We start from the raw sequence: 242 nt of genomic DNA, 5'->3' as shown, positions 1-242 counted from the left end.
ACCAGTTCCGATTGCCCAGATTGGCTCATAAGCAATTACAACTGATTTAAGTTGATCTTCAGATAAACCTGCAACAGCTTTCTTAACTTGCTCACCTACAACATCGTTAGCTTTACCACTTTCACGCTCTTCGTCTGTTTCACCAACACAAATAATTGGAGTCATTCCATGTTTGAAAATAGCGTGCGCTTTTTTGTTAATTTCTTCATCTGTTTCGTGGAATAATTCACGACGTTCAGAAT

General features: G+C 38.4%; 1 protein-coding gene. It reads right to left on the bottom strand.

What is annotated here, in order from left to right:
- Window positions 1–242: triose-phosphate isomerase (locus AC0L2V_RS32300; protein ID WP_473522203.1), on the bottom strand; the 242-nt coding region annotated here is incomplete at both ends.

The organism is Mesorhizobium sp. WSM4814 (assembly GCF_055811595.1).
The sequence above is the reverse complement of the archived record's forward strand: the minus strand, read 5'-3'. Positions and strand labels throughout refer to the sequence as shown.